The sequence below is a fragment of the Catenovulum agarivorans YM01 genome (assembly GCF_000281085.1).
Lineage (GTDB): Bacteria > Pseudomonadota > Gammaproteobacteria > Enterobacterales > Alteromonadaceae > Catenovulum > Catenovulum agarivorans.
In genome coordinates this window covers 16,663-33,564 of sequence record NZ_JH767545.1, presented here as the reverse complement: position 1 = coordinate 33,564, position 16,902 = coordinate 16,663, and the positions used below count along the sequence as shown (strand labels likewise).

Annotated in this window: 13 protein-coding genes; 8 read left to right on the top strand and 5 right to left on the bottom strand. The window is 40.2% G+C overall.

Annotated features, from left to right (window positions below):
* On the top strand, nt 1-1,322 hold a 1,322-nt coding region (locus tag WSC_RS23655; protein WP_016957896.1), incomplete at its 5' end, for an Ig-like domain-containing domain.
* A 220-nt stretch (nt 1,323-1,542) separates the two neighbouring features.
* Nucleotides 1,543-2,379: an HDOD domain-containing protein gene (locus tag WSC_RS0120810; protein ID WP_016957895.1), complete on the top strand. Its 837-nt coding sequence runs from the start codon at nt 1,543-1,545 to the stop codon at nt 2,377-2,379.
* Nucleotides 2,380-2,440: 61 nt separating this feature from the next.
* Here the strand turns inward: WSC_RS0120810 and argJ are convergent, their stop codons facing one another.
* Nucleotides 2,441-3,682: a bifunctional glutamate N-acetyltransferase/amino-acid acetyltransferase ArgJ gene (gene argJ / locus WSC_RS0120805; protein WP_016957894.1), complete on the bottom strand. Its 1,242-nt coding sequence runs from the start codon at nt 3,680-3,682 to the stop codon at nt 2,441-2,443.
* Nucleotides 3,683-3,847: 165 nt separating this feature from the next.
* Here argJ and WSC_RS0120800 point away from each other — a divergent pair, with 165 nt between their 5' ends.
* Nucleotides 3,848-4,891 (top strand): LacI family DNA-binding transcriptional regulator, encoded by a 1,044-nt coding sequence (locus tag WSC_RS0120800; protein WP_016957893.1) that lies wholly within the window; start codon nt 3,848-3,850, stop codon nt 4,889-4,891.
* Between the two features lie 84 nt (nt 4,892-4,975).
* On the opposite strand, the gene WSC_RS0120795 is transcribed toward WSC_RS0120800, so the two are convergent.
* The gene (locus tag WSC_RS0120795; protein WP_016957892.1) at nt 4,976-6,610 is read right to left on the bottom strand and encodes a methyl-accepting chemotaxis protein; all 1,635 of its coding nucleotides are present in this window, start codon (nt 6,608-6,610) and stop codon (nt 4,976-4,978) included.
* A 150-nt stretch (nt 6,611-6,760) separates the two neighbouring features.
* A complete protein-coding gene (locus WSC_RS0120790) occupies nt 6,761-7,522 on the bottom strand; it encodes a hypothetical protein (RefSeq protein WP_016957891.1) in 762 nt (253 codons plus the stop codon).
* Nucleotides 7,523-7,756: 234 nt separating this feature from the next.
* Here WSC_RS0120790 and WSC_RS23650 point away from each other — a divergent pair, with 234 nt between their 5' ends.
* From WSC_RS23650 to WSC_RS0120765, 5 genes are all read left to right on the top strand, one after another.
* On the top strand, nt 7,757-9,172 hold the full coding sequence (locus WSC_RS23650) for an ATP-binding protein (protein WP_016957890.1): 1,416 nt from the start codon (nt 7,757-7,759) through the stop codon (nt 9,170-9,172).
* 3 nt (nt 9,173-9,175) lie between these two features.
* Entirely contained in the window at nt 9,176-9,865 is a 690-nt protein-coding gene (locus WSC_RS0120780) for a response regulator (protein WP_016957889.1), read from the top strand.
* Nucleotides 9,866-10,008: 143 nt separating this feature from the next.
* On the top strand, nt 10,009-11,325 hold the full coding sequence (locus WSC_RS0120775) for a YHYH protein (RefSeq protein ID WP_016957888.1): 1,317 nt from the start codon (nt 10,009-10,011) through the stop codon (nt 11,323-11,325).
* A gap of 18 nt (nt 11,326-11,343) precedes the next feature.
* Entirely contained in the window at nt 11,344-11,862 is a 519-nt protein-coding gene (locus tag WSC_RS0120770; RefSeq protein ID WP_016957887.1) for a hypothetical protein, read from the top strand.
* A 103-nt stretch (nt 11,863-11,965) separates the two neighbouring features.
* The gene (locus WSC_RS0120765) at nt 11,966-13,552 is read left to right on the top strand and encodes an ABC-F family ATPase (protein ID WP_016957886.1); all 1,587 of its coding nucleotides are present in this window, start codon (nt 11,966-11,968) and stop codon (nt 13,550-13,552) included.
* Nucleotides 13,553-13,599: 47 nt separating this feature from the next.
* On the opposite strand, the gene WSC_RS0120760 is transcribed toward WSC_RS0120765, so the two are convergent.
* Together WSC_RS0120760 and WSC_RS0120755 are read right to left on the bottom strand one after the other, a co-directional pair.
* Nucleotides 13,600-14,478, bottom strand: a complete 879-nt coding sequence (locus tag WSC_RS0120760; protein ID WP_016957885.1) for a hypothetical protein — start codon at nt 14,476-14,478, stop codon at nt 13,600-13,602.
* 172 nt (nt 14,479-14,650) lie between these two features.
* On the bottom strand, nt 14,651-16,822 hold the full coding sequence (locus WSC_RS0120755; protein ID WP_016957884.1) for a carbohydrate-binding module family 20 domain-containing protein: 2,172 nt from the start codon (nt 16,820-16,822) through the stop codon (nt 14,651-14,653).
* Nucleotides 16,823-16,902: the final 80 nt, after the last annotated feature.

The window sequence follows — 16,902 nt, the reverse complement described above, 5'->3', positions numbered from 1 at the left end:
CGGCAGCCAATAGCTACTACACGACAGCACAACAAGCTGCCAATGATGACGTGGCCCCTTCAATCACTCATTTTAGTCCAGCTGATGGTTTAACAAATATCGGAATTAATCCTCAGTACTCGTTAAAACTAGATGAAAGTGTCAATCCTTTATTGTTCGCCACAGCACAATGGGATAACCATGCAGTCATGTTTGAAGAGAACAATACCCTTGTCACTTATCAAAAACATCAGCCATTAGCATTGAATAGTGATGTAACCGAGACACTCAACAACCTGCAAGATCATGCTGGTAATGCTGTTGCTTCACATACTGTTAGCTTCTCAACCTCAGCTACGCACGACTTAAGTCATCCGCAATTGCTCGATGTCAATATAATCAACGACCAAGAAAATATTGCGACAAATGCCACTTTTGGGCTGGTTTATTCCGAAGCAATTGACTCTGTTAATTTACACACCAGCAATCACTACTTATATAACTACGCGACTGGTGAGTACGCTGACATAAGTGTGAGTCACTCAGAGCAAAATAGTAGGCTGAGTATTACCCCTATGCAAGCTATGGATGCTGGCACGCGTTACGCTTTATATGTAGCAGGTATCAAAGATACGAGTGGCAATACTGGCAGCACCTTAAATTATAGCTTTACTACAGGCTTTAGCCCTGATGTTTCAGCACCTACTGTAGTGAATACATCTATTGCCAACGGACAAATTGGCGTAGCTATCAATAGTATGTTTAGAATTGAGTTTGACGAAGCTGTATCTTACATTGCACCGAGTGAAGTAGAACTTATGCACTCTTCTGGAACTAAAGTTCCTGTAACTCTAAGCTATTTGAATGAACGTAAAGTAGTTGTTGTAAAACCTCAAACAGTTCTGCAAGCAAATGCCAGCTACCAGTTAACCTTAACCAACGTGAGTGATATCAGCAGCAATGAAACAGCCGCAACGCCGGTTGATATCAATTTTGTGACCCAAAGTACTATGGATATCTCAACGCCAACTGTCGTTAGCTTCAACTACACAAACTCCCAAGTGGTGAGTAGTGATTTTGTCCCTGAAATTACTGTATCCGAAGTATTAGATCCGACTTCAATAAACAACCAAACCTTCTATGTAGCAGACAATAACGGCAGTAAAGTTGCTGGCAGTGTAATTGTCTCCGCAGATAAAATGACACTAAGTTTTCAACCGACAAGTTCATTGCAACCAGACACCATCTACTATTTGTACGTCAGCGTGTCACCCTATATCTATGATGTTGCAGGCAACCGTTTAGCATACACCTTTAGACGCTTCGACACAGATGATGATTAGCCAATAACTTGTTAATATCAATGCTGAGGAGAGCAGCAGAAACTGCCTCCTCTAATTTGTTTTATTGTGAAGCTTGCTACAAAAAAGTAACAATCTTGTAGAAATTAATCGCTTTTTAGTTCAGAATTCGCCTATAGTTTATGTAAGCCAATGTCATATTGGCAAATTCCCAGTCATTATTAGATCGATAGGACGTCGCTCATATACAGAGAAGACGGTTATGAAAATAGAAGAGTATATTGCCAAAGCTGGAAGAACCTGCGCTTTACCTGATACCTGCCACAGAATACAAGAGCTCATTGAAGACGACAGTTCAACCATGGATGATATAGCTGAAGTTTTGTCTTTCGACCCTATTATCACTGGACATGTACTTAAGTTAGCCAATAGTGCTCTATATAACTTTAGTAGTCAGGTAGAAACTGTAAGCAAAGCGGTTACCTTGTTAGGTGCTGACGCAGTTTACAACTTAGTATTAGCTACCGGTACTTCAGCCGCTTTAGCCAAATTAGATGCATCCGCAATAGATTTAGACAGGCATTGGCGCACTAGCATTAATACCGCATTAATATATAAACGATTCGCGAAAAAAGAACGCATTAAAAAAGCAGACAGTTTATTTGTCACTGGGTTATTGCATAACGTTGGAGAGCTTATAGTTGCCCAGGTTAACCCAACAGCGGCGACAACATGTGAACAGATCACCAGTAATCAACCGCTTCATTTAGTTCAGCAAGAGGTGCTGGGGTTTGACTATGCGACTTTAGGAGCCATGCTATTTAAGCATTGGCGGCTACCAAATCACATGGTTAACCTAATTTTAAACCAACATAATATTGGTAGCTCATTAGAAAGCCAACTTATGTATTTATCTTGTAGATTAGGTTTGGTCAGTGTCTTTCCTGACCAATTTGATATGGATAAAATGTTACCTAGCCAACTTGTGGAAATACTAGGCTACAATAAAAATGATCTAGACGGGGCTATGGATTGGGCTAATATTGGTGCATTTAGTATCTTTTCCATTGTTTGCCCTCAAGCAAACTCTGTATATTGAAGAAACTGAATAGCGCCAAACGAGAAGGCAGGTTTCCCCTGCCTTTTGTTGTTTATGCATATTACGAGCGATAATCTGCGTTTATTCGCACATATTCATAACTAAAATCGCAAGTCCAAATGGTTACATTCACGTCACCACGATTTAATTTAACCGTCATATCAATTTCTTGTTGGTTCATAATTGCTTGGCCATCAGCTTCTTTATAACTTTTGGCTAATCCACCTTTATCAGCAACTAGTACATCACCTAAGTACAAATCAATTAAATTAGTATCTAAATCGTTCAGCGAATCACATTCGCGAGCAGCGTAACCAATTGCCGCTAGTATTCGACCTAAGTTAGGATCGGAAGCAAAAAATGCAGTTTTAACTAACGGACTCTTTCCGATTGCAAACCCAACAGCCTTTGCTTCAGCCATTGTTTTAGCACCATGCACACTCACTGACATAAATTTAGTTGCACCTTCGCCATCTCGAACAATGGCCTGAGCTAATTTTTGTGCACTCGCTAACAACGAATGATAAAGCTCAGCAAAACCGGCTTGTTCTCGGCTATTGAATTGAACTTCACTTTGACCACTGGCAATAATAATAAAAGAATCATTTGTCGAAGTGTCACCATCAACTGAAATACAGTTAAAAGATAAATCCGCAATTTCTTTGGTGATTTCTGTCAATAGCGATTGTTCAACACCAGCATCTGTTGCCAAATAACCTAACATGGTCGCCATATTCGGGTGTATCATACCCGCGCCTTTAGAAATACCAGTTACCACAACTTGTTTACCTGCAATATTTAATTGCTCTGAAACTGCTTTTGGTGCAACATCTGTCGTCATAATTGAATAAGCAGCGTCTTTCCAATTATCTTCAGCTAAATTATTGACCGCATTAGGTAACGCAGCCAATAATCTATCCATAGGTAAATTTTCTAAAATAACACCTGTTGAAAAAGGCAGCACAGCTTGTTGGCTCACACCCAATAATTCAGCTACCGCCTGACAAGTTTTTTTGGCATCTTGCATCCCCTGCTCGCCCGTCCCCGCATTAGCACAACCAGTATTAACAACTAAAGCGCGAATACCTTTACTGCCAGCTAAATGTTGCCGACATAAAGTGACGGGTGCAGCACAAAAGCGATTTAAGGTAAAAACACCTGCGACACTCGCGCCTTCGCACAGCTCCATAATGAGTACATCTTTTCTATTTGCTTTTTTGATATGGCCTTGTGCCCAACCAAGCTTAACACCAGCGACTGGATATAAGTCCATTGATTCAATTTCAGGTAGATTAACCGGCATCTTCTTCTCTATTAAAGTCAGTTTTTGTGAATTCTAGCGGTTGCCAGTGATCCTTGCAAAAGTTTTATATATGGAAAAAAGTTAAAAAATTGTCATAATCGACCTTTCAATAACAACTAAAACCTTTTAGAATTGGCAGTCTTTATTAACATATTGGGCGTTTATGTGAATAAGAATAACAAACCACTTACACTCAAAAAAGTTGCCGAAGTTCTAAATTGCTCGACAGCTACTATATCTAATGCATTTAATCGACCAGACCAGCTGTCTGCGTCGCTGCGTGAGCGTATTCTGTCTGAGTGCAAACGTATAGGTTACCATGGTCCCAACATAACGGCACGGACTCTGCGCAAAGGAGAGTCAGGAGTAATTGGTGTTTTATTATCTGACGCACTTTCGTACCACTTTACCGATCCTGTCGCCAATCAATTTTTACAAGGCATAAGTGAAGTTTTAGAAAAGAACAACAAACAACTATTGTTACTATCTAGTTCATCTAACAATACGAATACTTCTGGCATTGAAGCTTTACCAGATGGCTTTATCATTTACGGTAGCCAAGAGCGAAATCCACTATTTGAACGTGTTATTCAACAAGGAAAACCCTGTATAACTGTTGATATTGATATTGAAGGTTACCCTTCTATCAACATTGATAATTATCAAGCAGCTTACGACATCGCTAGCCATGTATTTCTCAGTGAACCGTTACAACCCGCTATTTTAGGTTTAAAACTTATCTCTAGCGACAGAGTGTGTAGAATTACCCAAGCTGAATTACTGCAAGAATCTCACTCTATCTCACGACGACGACTGAATGGGTATTTGGCCGCTGCTAAAAATAACGATCTAGATATTTCACCAAATAGAATTTGGCATATCCCTGAGAACAATTATCAGCTTGCCTATCAGGCTGCACACGAGGCGCTTACGTCTCTGCCGATGCCCGATGCGGTAATTTGTATGAGTGATACCATAGCTATCGCTGCGATGGCGGTTGCCAGAGAGTTAAACCTAGACGTGCCGAATATCATCAAGATTGTTGGTTTTGATGATATCCCAGAAGCTTCGCGTGTTACTCCCCCACTAACAACCGTGTGTCAACGCAGCAGAGAAAAAGGTAAAGTCGCTGCAGTACAGCTATTAGCCGGAAATACAGAGCAAAATACCATTTTACCATCTGAACTTGTCATACGTTTAAGTAGTTAACTGACATAAACGTATGACTTAATCGTTATAGCCACAATTTTGCAACGAACGAGTCCAAAACAGCAGTAAAGCGAACATCTGAGCTTAACGGTTAAAAAAGTCTAGACTATTTTTTACTTCGCTGGTTAAACCTACTAATTCTTGTGTGGCACTTTGGTTTTCATGTGATGCCAGTGTAACTTCTTGTGCTGTATCAGCAATCTTGTGCACACTGTTCATAATATCATCACAGACAATACTTTGTTCCTCAGCTGCGGATGCTATTTGGTTGTTCATTTGATTAATGGTGTCAACCGCCTTGGCAATGCCCTGTAACGACAAATGGGTTTCAGAAACAGTATTAACCGCATCATCTGCTGCCACAATACAAGCCTGCATAGACGCCACACCACTTTTAGCGCCTTGTCTTAAGGTATCTATCATGGTTTGAATTTCGCTAGTGCTATCCTGCGTGCGTTTGGCTAAATGCCTGACTTCATCGGCAACCACAGCAAAACCACGACCATCTTCACCCGCTCTAGCGGCTTCTATCGCAGCATTTAGCGCTAATAAATTAGTTTGTTCGGCTATTTCACGAATAACATCCAACACAACTCCTATGCTCTGCACATCTTGACCTAACTTATTTACGACCTCATCGCTGGCTTGTAATTGCTGAGTTAACGCCTGCATTTTATTAACGCTATTGGCCACAATATTAATAACCAAATCACTTTGCTCACTGGCTAAATTAGCGGCTTCTGCTGCTTGATTGGTGTTTTCAGCAACACTTTCAGAAGTTGCTGACATTTGGGTAATAGCCGTCACCACCATGTCAATTTGTTGCTGTTGAGCATTGACGGATAATTCAATCTGCTTGCTTCGGATCTCTGAATCTTGTGTTTGGCTTGCTAAACTTGCAGCTAAACGTTGTAAATTTTCCACCATATTTCGCAATTTTGCTTTCATAAAATAGGTGGCAGCTAAAATCGAATCTCGCTCAGAGCACGACTGTTCATCTGCTTGCTCATATAAATTACCGTTAGATACTGAATGAACTTGGCTAAACACTGCTTTAGGCTCGCCGCCAATAAGCGCAAGTAGGCTTCTAAATGTCCAGATAAGAGCTCCGGCTAATACTAAGACCAAGGCTAAACAAATAGTTAATAACCAGCTAGCAGTATTCCAAAATCTTTGATTCACTTCATCAAAGCCTATGCCAGTCCCAATGTACCAGCCCCACACAGGTGACTTTTGCACAACAGATAATTTATTTTCAATGCTGCCGTCATCTTTCAATTGTTGCCAATTGTATTCAGCTCGCTCATATTCAGATGAATTTTGTGCCAGCGCGTCTAACATAACCTGACCCACACTCTGACCTTGGCTGTCTTTAAACTCGTGAAATGATGTATCGTGCAGTTGAGGATCAAGTGGTGCAGCAATAAAGTTCAATTGATGATCTACGACATAAACGTATTCAGATTGATGATAGATATTATTACGTAACAATTGAGTCGCGATATCTTGTGCTTCAACCAAAGTTAACACGCCTCTTTGCTGTAATTTTTCTAAGCTTACGACTGTACTATAAGTCGATTTAAACAGCTGTCCTACCCTAGATTTATTATCTGCATCACTGGCTATCTTTAACGCTGATAATGCAACATAAGTCATTAGTAACAATCCAACCAAAATAGCTGAGACTAACGCGATAGTTTTTGCTTTTAAGCTGTTCATATATTCACCCACCACAAATGACAACGCTGTCATTATTTATTAATAATGAACAAAAAGTCAACAATAACTTAGTTGAATTGGCAAATTAATGAACACCCCAGTTATCAGACTGAGGTGTTTAGAACTGAATTATTTGGAATAAATTAGAGATTAGCTAATTAAATCAACCGAATACTGACCTAAACCAGCATAGCTAACATCAGCAGACGCAAAGTCTAATTCTATAACACCTGCAAACGAACCTGTGATAATAGCTTGACCTTTTTTAAGCTGATAACCATTTGCTAATGCGAAATTGATAAACCACAATAAAGGAGCAGAGGCCAACTTGTTTGGATGTTTGCCTTGATATTGCTCGGTTTGTTGATTCTGGGTTACAGCAATATCAATAGTGGCAGTGTTAAAAGCGGTTTGTTTGTCTATTTCAGGGCCTAAAAATAAACCTTGGTTGGTTAAACAATCCGCCAAACGTTCAAAAAATTCAGCTTGGCTACCATCTTGATAACGCGCTTGCATTAACTCCAATGCCATATGACAGCTAGCAATAGCGGCATATATCTCACTTTCGCTATAACCACCCTCTTTTGCCGTTAAATCTTCTGCCAATACAAAGGCAATTTCAGGTTCAATACGTGCTTTACCGTTTTCCGGCATCAATTTAGCTTGTGAACCTGTATAAAAACTATCAGCAAAAATAGGTGCAATCACCACTTTGTCTTCTGCTGGAGGCATTAAACATTTCCAGCCAGCCACTTCACCTTGTTTTTGTTTTATCATTTGTAGCTGAACTGCCACGGCCGATTCAATATCATACGGGCGAGCATCTACAGGTAAAGTATCAAATTTTTGTTCTGGTTGACGGCGCGCTAATAAAGTTTGCGCTGCTAGGTTAGTATCTATTGTTATTGTCATAATTAAGCTCGTTCATGGTTAAATTGGGTATAGAATATACGCCAAGTTGACAAAATATATGACTTATAAATAAATATATTCAGCATAATAAAGTGAAATTAATAAACGAACGGACACAATGTGCAGAACTTGTGCAGACATTTGGCAAAATACCGCTAACTTGCACCGACAAACTAGTCAGCCGTAGCCGACTGGTATAAATTAACCATAATACTAGGCTCAAACCCACTGATTATGAAATTGTCGCACAAGCTATTTTTGATTTTATTCAGCTTAATTACCATTATCCTCACGGCTTCGTTAATCTTGGCTGCACTTAGTTTTAAATCTGGCTTTGTCGAATTTATTCAAAATCAAGAAAAACAAAAATTGCGTAATCTTGCACAAAGGTTGGTTCCTATTTACCAACAAAACCAAGACTGGTCACAAATAAACGTGAGTCATTTATCTCAACATGATTTGCTACAACCTATGCGACCACGGCATAGAAGACATCCACCCGCAGGTCAACGACCTCATCACCTAAGACCTGCAAGGCACTCAGCCTCAACACAAACTCAAAGGGGTGCCCCCATAGCGTTATTTGATGCTAGCGGCAAGTTAGTTGTGGGTACAGAATACCCAGCGGACGATCGTTTACGCGTGCAAATATCACTGAAAGATCAGCAACAGATCATAGGTTATTTACACAGTTGGATACCAGAAGTTCCAAAAGATGCTGTGACTGATTTATTTGTCCGCCAACAACTGCACAACTTTGCCATCATAGCAATTGTCAGCTTGTTACTGACAATACTCTTGGTTGTCGTCGCCATTCCAAAAATGTTATCACCTATTCGACAGCTGTTAGCTAAGATAAACCAACTCGCAAGTGGTAACTTCAAAATAACCAAAGCCAAATATCATCAAGATGAGTTTGGTGAACTGAATAAACAGCTAGATCATTTGGCAGACACGCTAGATAAAAATCGCACAAGCAAAAACCGTTGGTTGGCTGATATTTCACATGAATTACGCACCCCCTTGTCTATTCTTGCCGGAGAAATTGAGCTGGTTAAAGCGGGTGTACGCCAAATGGATGAACAACAATTAGATTCGTTAGAACAAGAAGTTCATCGGCTACACCATCTAGTGGAAGATTTATATCAATTATCTTTAGCTGATATAGGTGGACTCAGATATCAATTTGCCACAACAGATCTCGTTAAAATTATCGAGCAACAAATAGGATTAAACGCCGCCAACATAGAGCAAGCGAAATTAACCATAGAGTTATTCAGCCCCAAATCTGTTAGCTTGGTTGCCGATGAACAGCGCATCGCACAGTTAATCGCAAATTTAATCACCAACTCAGTTAAATATACAAATGCGCCAGGGCTGATTAAAATTACCGTCAGCAAAGCACAAAATTTTGTGCAAATTGACGTTGAAGACAGTGCCCCCGCCATTGACAACAACAATTATCACAATGTATTTGAACCACTGTTTCAAGAAGATCAATCTCGAAGTCGAGCCGGCAAAGGTGCTGGGCTAGGCTTAACCATTTGCCAACAAATTGTTGCAGCACATAGAGGGCAAATCACAGCGTCTGCCTCTGAACTCGGAGGCGTAAAAATTACCGTGCAATTACCAATTCGCTCAGGGAGTTAAGTTATGTCGAACAATAAACTGATATTAATCGTTGAAGATGAAGTTAAAATTGCACAACTACTTGCAGATTATTTAAAAGTGGAAGGTTTCGACTCACAAATTCTGCTGGATGGAGCCGATGCCATCGACAGTATTTTAACCTTAAAACCAGCCGCGGTTATTTTGGATAGAATGTTACCCAATGTTGATGGTTTAAGCATATGCAAAACGGTTAGAAAAAGCTCTGATGTGCCTATTTTAATGTTAACCGCACGTATTGATGAAATTGACCGCTTAATAGGTTTAGAAAGTGGCGCTGATGATTATGTATGTAAACCCTTTTCGGTACGAGAAGTAGTAACCCGCATACAAATTATTTTACGTCGCGTGCAACAAGCGCAACAAGTACATAGCCTAAGTACTCGACTTGAACATGCCAATATTGTTTTAGATACAGATAAGTTTAGCTGCCATTTAGACAATCAAGCAGTCGAACTAACCTTAGTGGAATTTAGAATTTTAAAAACCTTAATGGCAAAACCCGGTGTGGTATTTAGCCGAGACAGCTTAATGGCAAATTGTTACGACGATGGCCGCATTGTCAGCCACAGAACAATAGACAGTCATATGAAAAATTTGCGCCACAAACTTACCAGCAAGAAAGCTGATTCGCCTATCCAAGCCATCTATGGTGTGGGTTATAAACTTAACTAAATATACCCAAACTACTTACTGACACATATTTCAGAACTAGCACAGCTGCGCTAAATTCTCACCACAACTGCACTAAATCTGCACATTTGCTTTATAGACTATAGCCCTAGAGCTTTGATATTCGCTTTAACTTAGGAGCAAGTATGCAGATAACAACAAAATATTTAGTGATGGGCATTGCTATAACAAGCCTGCAACTAACTGGGTGTAAAGTATCCACAACTACAGATCTAGACGAAGACGACACCGGAGTTGATGTAGAACAACCGAGCGACAATAACAACACAAATGACAATGGCAATCAATCAGACAGCAGCTGGATAATAAATCAAAACAATGCTCGCTCTGTCCATATTATTGACAGCAGTACAGGTCAAGGTGTGTTAGTTAATGTGCAATCCGTCGAAGATGTGCAAAACAACGGGATGGATTATACCTTAGTAACTTCTGAGGGTGTGCCTGACTACCAAGTTGAAATAACCCAAGATATTTACGATTCACTGGCGAATCGGCCAAAAGCTAATTCAGATTTTGTTAATGCCCAACCTGAAGTATCAGTTGGAGAACTAGTCAATTTTGGTCAAGATCTTGGCTATTCTAGCAATGTAAATTGCCAAAATAATCAAGGTTATGGCTATTGGCCTCCTGGGCCAGAATGTCCAACTCAAGATACCCGCGCTGTCTACTTACCTAAATCTCCTCAAGTAACCGACCAAGACTGTGATTCCGGATTAGGCAAAGTAGGTTTATGGGTAAATGGTTCATCTGTTTATAACTGGGGAGATGGCCAAACATACAATAATGAAGGCGACTGGAATACTTTAGCGCCAGTTGCTGAACAATATGATGTGGATATTTGTGGTGGCCATGCAGCCAATGGCGACTACCATCACCATTTTTATTCAACTTGTTTAGCCGATATGGTTGGCGACAACGCCGACGGACATTCACCATTGTATGGTTATGCCGCGGATGGATATCCAATTTATGGCCCATGGGAAGCTGATGGTGTGCTCGCAATCAGCAGTTGGACAACTAGAGATTACGCTGCCAATTCAGCCACAGGTTGCTCAGACGGAGGTCGCAGCTGTGTATTGGTTGATCAATACGATGTTAGCCAAGGCTCAGAAACGGTTAATTCAGGCCCAGGTTTTGATGAAACAGTACGCACCTTATCGGGTAATTTGCTGGTTGCATACAATGGTTTTTACCATCAAGACTATTATTGGGATGCAAATTTAACCGCACAAGGTTCACCTTATCTAGACCAATACAATGGTCACTCAGATGCACAGCGTGGCTATCACTACCATATAACAGTAACAACCGATAACAATAAACTCTCGCCGGCATTTCCTTACATTATCGGTGATAGATTTGCTGGTAAGTTGCAAGACAATGCGGTTGCCAGCTGTCGAACCGCTGGGACTATGGGTCCACCAAGTGGCTCACGTCGATAAAACAAGGAGAATGACTAAATGACTATGCAATCTTTACAACGACTTTTAACCTTTGCGATTATTTTTATTGGTGCACTCTTGCTCGCGGCAGTAAATGCCAAAGAAGTGCACCAACACTCAATGCAAGTTGTGCCAACCAACAAGATCCCGAAAATTGAATTATTGATTACGCGCGATCCAATGGATGGCATAAACATACATCTAAATTTAGATAACTATATTTTAAATGCACCCAATGCAGACAACACCGACTTAGACTATGCACAGGATGACATATTACAAGGACACGCTCATGTATTTATTAATGGCAATAAATACCTGCGTGCCTACGCAGCAGACTTTCATATACCAGCTAGCGCGCTTAAACAAGGTGTTAATCAAATAGCTGTATCTCTTAATAGCCACAAACATCAAAACTGGGTCTACCAAGAGCAGTTTATTGTTAGCTCAGTGTTTTTAAATTTAGATGAACCTCAATTGGTATTACATAACTACAGTAGTCAACCACTTGATAAACAACACGCACATCATCATTAAGCATAGAGAATGCCCATAAAAAATATCCTTTGCATTAAAGCTGACGCGCCAGTTATTTCCACGTAAACTATGCGCAATTTTATTTTACGAGTAAGAAGTAATAGTGTTAATTGCAAATAACATCACTCAGCAGTTTGGTGCTAAGCCACTTTTTGAGAATATTTCACATAAATTTGGTGGTGGTAACCGCTATGGTCTAATTGGTGCAAATGGCTGTGGTAAATCCACATTTATGAAAATTTTAGGTCGTGATTTAGAGCCTTCCGCTGGCAACATCAGCCTAGATACAGGCGAGCGCATTGGTAAGTTACGTCAGGATCAATTTGCTTTTGAAAAATACAGTGTTATTGACACTGTTGTTATGGGTCATGGTGAACTTTGGAAAATTAAAGAAGAGCGTGATGCTATTTATGCCAAAGCAGAAATGACCGAAGAAGACGGCATGCGTGTAGCCGACTTAGAAACTGAATACGCGGAAATGGATGGCTACAGTGCAGAAAGTCGTGCAGGAGAGCTATTAATTGGCGTAGGTATTGATGTTTCTTTGCATTATGGACCGATGAGTGAAGTTGCCCCGGGTTACAAATTACGTGTGTTATTAGCCCAAGCGCTGTTTTCAGATCCTGATATTTTGTTACTCGACGAGCCAACCAATAACTTGGATATAGACACAATTCGTTGGTTAGAACAAACACTCAACCAACGTGAATCAACCATGATTATCATCTCGCATGATCGTCACTTCTTAAATACGGTTTGTACCCACATGGCCGATTTAGATTATGGTGAGTTACGTGTTTATCCAGGCAACTACGATGAATATATGCTTGCAGCAACACAGGCTCGTGCCCAGTTATTAGCGGACAATGCGAAAAAAGCAGCACAAATAACTGAACTAAAAGAATTCGTAGCGCGCTTCTCGGCGAATGCTTCTAAAGCGAAACAAGCAACCTCTCGTGCACGTCAAATTGACAAAATACAGCTTTCAGAAGTAAAAGCGTCGAGCCGAGTAAACCCGTTTATTCGCTTTGAACAAGAAAAACAATTGTTCCGTAATGCGTTAGAAATTGAAAACTTAAACAAAAGTTTTGACGATAAAAAGATTCTCAAGAACATTTCTTTACTGGCTGAAGTTGGCGAAAAAATTGCGGTTATCGGTGCCAATGGTATAGGTAAAACTACCTTTTTACGTTCATTAATGGGTGAACTTGAAGCTGATTCAGGCATGATTAAATGGTCGGAAAACGTCAATATAGGTTATTACGCGCAAGACCATGCCCATGAATTTGAAGAAGATTTGTCCTTATTCGAATGGATGAGCCAATGGCGTCAAGAAGGTGATGATGATCAAGTTGTTCGTGGTTATTTAGGCCGTTTATTGTTCTCACAAGACGATATTAAAAAATCGGTTAAAGTTTGCTCTGGTGGTGAACAAGGTCGTTTGTTGTTCGGCAAAATTATGATGCACAAACCAAACATTTTAATTATGGACGAACCAACCAATCACTTGGATATGGAATCAATTGAGTCGTTAAACATTGCCCTTGAAAAATACGAAGGTACTTTGATTTTCGTCAGCCACGACCGCGAATTTGTCTCTAGTTTGGCTACACGTGTCATTGAACTTAACGACAATGGCTATAAAGATTTTAGTGGTAGTTACGAAGAGTTTTTAGCAGCTCAACAATAGTTGAGTGGTTATAAGTTAGGCACTAAGTACAGTGCCTAACTATATAATTAGTAGTTGGTCTTTACCAATTCCATATTATTGATATCAAACCATAATTCTTTTCTATCCAATGGCGTTTTCGCAGGCATATTCGGATTAGAAATTCGAATAATCTTACGATCTTGAATTCTCACACTCTGCAATACATCTTGAATAAGTGGATGATTAAAAAAGAACTCGTCAAATGAACCATCTGCAATTGCCGCTTCAAAGCGTTCTTCAATCGCATTCGCTAACTTAACATTGTCATTAGCAACAAATAAGTATAAAGCTAATGGATAAACTAACATCACATTTTTTTCAACGGTTAAGTTTAGATGTGGTCTAGTTGCAACTTCCGAAAAAGGTTCGTGTACTGCACGCGGAAAATAATCGAACCTATCACCATCTAACATATAAAATAAGTTGTCGTATTTTACTGTCGTAATGGTATTGATACCGGCATTCTCTAAAACGGCTGTGTCAGCCCAAGTTCTACCCTGCCCAGCCTTAAATTCCAATAAATCTTGCATGTTATTAATATTGGCAAAACGGCTTTCTTCACCTTTGCGGATAATAAAAATTCTATGCCCCAATAAACCTTTCAAAATAGGGATACGAATAGGACGAACTCGCTGTTCAAGTTCTGACGAAGTACCAAATGCAGCAACACTTAAATTACCTGCGTCAATTTCAGTATGCTGGCGACCATAGGCTATGTCTTGTGGATAAGGCTGAAATTTATAGTTGCTGTCGTTTCTGAACAAAAACTTGAGTAAATCGACGTGATACTTATCTTTGGCTTCAGCAACATCCAAGTGAATTATCGTTTCGGCGTGGGTAAATAAAGAAAATAAACAACACAAAGTAAAACTGGATACAACTACAGCTTGTTTAAGTATACGCATTCAATAACACCTTAAGATAAAACGCCAAAATGAGACTTAACAATAATGCAACAAAGAGCTATTAATTTAAAGCTCTTTAGTCATTTTTTACTACTAAATAGCTAAAAAGACACTTAAGCCTACTTCAATAACTTAAGTGCCTTAACAAGTATAGATTAATTAGAGATGAACGCTAGAAAGAACCGCTACTAGCCACAACTCCTGTAGTTGGTGTATTAACCACATTATTATTGCCAGGCTGCCACTCAACTTCACCAAGATCACGTTTGATACATTTCCATTCAAAATTTGTATTTGCCGGTAAATTATCTAATCTTGCTGTCCAAGTTGGGTAACTTGTGGGCTGCAATGCAAATGCTTGATTGACATCCCAATTGCCTAATTCTGCGATACCACCCACAGCATAAACATTTTGTCCCATCACTGTCGTTGCATTATCACAGCTAAATTCAACACTCGGCAAAGGTGCTGCTGTGTCATCACGCATTAATACCACAGTACCATAAGCTGGAATATGTACATTGGTTATCTCATATGATTGTTCGCCACCACGGCTAGCAAAAGTGACATTATCTAAGTTGTAAACAGGCCAGCTAGTGTTGGCAAGCTCAATATACTTGCCTGATACGCCAATATCGTAATCAAACCAAGTTGTACCGCGGAAATTCATCACAACCACATATTTACCATTATCGCGGACAAAGGCCGCAACACCATTATCATTGTGAATATGGGTTACCCAGCTAGTGCCAGTGGCGAGTGAAATTTCATCGTTACGACGAATCTCATTGAGTTTTTTATACCAGTCGACAATTTTTTTACGAGCAATGTCAGTTGTGTAGTTATTAAGATCGAGCCTGTCATCCCACCAATCGATATGAAATTGAGTGGTTTCACCAGCTTCTTGGCCCATAAATACCATAGGTGTGCCGCGGGCTAAAATTGTGCCAGCAAGTGAAATTTGGTTCATTTCCCAACCTTTGCCGTCTCTAGCAACTTTTGCGATACGCTCATCAACATTGCCAACTGTATCGTGTGACGAGGCAAACACTGTGGCATCTTGCCAACCGTCGCCGAATTCGCCCCAAACATTAAACAAGCGGTCTAAATGATCACCTTTAAGCACAGCTTTAAAATCATGGTAAAAAGTATCAACCCATTGGCTATCCATCGGCCCATGATTACTACCCGCAATAGAGCTACCGGCATCATCTGAAGTTAATCCCCACCAATCTGGCAATTCTTCACCGGTAAACCAAATGTCATTATCAACTGCTTTTACTGAACCATATAATTCACGTAAAAACTGCCAACCGCCACCACTGCCCTGCACTGTGACATTTGCACTATCCACATTGTGGATTGTATTAGTCGAATCAAAACGGAAACCGTCAATTCTAAACTCTTTGGCTAAATATTTGGCATTCTCAATAAAAAAGTGTTTTGCGACATCATTATCAAAATTGACTAAGCCGCCCCAAACAGTATCACCATCCAGATAAGTTTGGTTATTGACTTGCCACAAAATATTGTCGCCTATCGCCACATGGTTGTATTCCAAATCAAGGATCACCGCAATGCCATTTTTATGCGCTTCATCAACTAGAGCTTTCAGTGCATCTGGCCCACCAAATGACGACTCTATTGCATAAAAAAATGACGGGTTATAACCCCAACTTAGATTTCCGGCAAATTCACTGATAGGTAAAAACTCAATTGCAGTCACACCTAAATCACTGATGTAATCGTTGGAACCATTGTTGTTTAACTCTTCTGTTACTTGAGCAAACGGGCTACCACTATTACGACTAGTAAAACGTAATGGGTGTAATTGATAGATGTTTAGGTAATGCTGTTGTGGCCTGTCCCAATTATTACTTTGCCACTGGTAATGATCAGACAGATAGATTTTTGACATACCAGTAGACAGATTTGAATCCGTCACCCAACGTGCTGCTGGATCTTGCACTGTGATGGTCTGGCCATCTCGCTCAATTTGAAAGCGATATTCGTCGCCATGTTGCGGTGCATTGGCAAAACTACTGTCTGTACCCTTAAACCACCAGAATTTGCCATCTGGCGTGGGCGTTAACGCGACAGCACCGCCTTCCCATCCAGTAAAAGCGCCATAGAGTTTTACATTGGTATCGTTGGCCTGTGCGTGAAAAATCGCATACCAAGTATCACCTTGTTTGTAGACCCCAGGTGACATTTGCCAAATAGCTTGCGAGTCGCCATTTAACCAAGCTGGTGTAACTGCGAGCGTGTGCGATGATAATCCTATACTAAGCGCGAAAACAGCCGTAGCTAGGCATTGTTTTGCACTAATAAATTTGCTGAGCATAAATTTTCCTTTGTTTTGTATGAGTGTAAGTGTGGAAGCCTTATGATTGGCCTCGAAATACACTCTATAACTGGCAAAGT